1 pseudogene is annotated in these 437 nt (G+C 40.5%); it reads left to right on the forward strand.

Annotated features, from left to right (window positions below):
- A pseudogene (locus CK486_RS18425) lies at positions 1–246 on the forward strand (ArsA-related P-loop ATPase); the annotation flags it as partial.
- Positions 247–437: the final 191 nt, after the last annotated feature.

Genomic DNA, 437 nt, shown 5'->3' on the forward strand with positions numbered 1-437 from the left:
TCGTTACCGTATGTGCCTTACTCTTTAACAGGTGTGGAAAATCTCCGAAATCTGTTTAAACTGTATGAACAGACGCCGATAACAGATGTAGACGCGAAACATCTATCCAATGATCTGTCAGGATTAAAAGACGTTATTGATGATTTTTCAGTTAACAATACGAAGTTAATCTTTACAATGGGAAAAGGTGGAGTAGGAAAAACAACTGTCGCAGCTGCTATTGCAGTAGGGCTAGCTGAAAAGGGCCATCGTGAAGATAAGATCTCATCCGCTTTTATCATCGACAAAGGCAGGCATTAAAGCGGTTACCAGAACATTTACAAGAGATCACTACGTACTCGTTACCGTATGTGCCTTACTCTTTAACAGGTGTGGAAAATCTCCGAAATCTGTTTAAACTGTATGAACAGACGCCGATAACAGATGTAGACGCGAAA

Source organism: Pseudomonas sp. HAR-UPW-AIA-41, assembly GCF_002304225.1.
In the GTDB taxonomy this organism is placed as follows: domain Bacteria; phylum Pseudomonadota; class Gammaproteobacteria; order Pseudomonadales; family Pseudomonadaceae; genus Aquipseudomonas.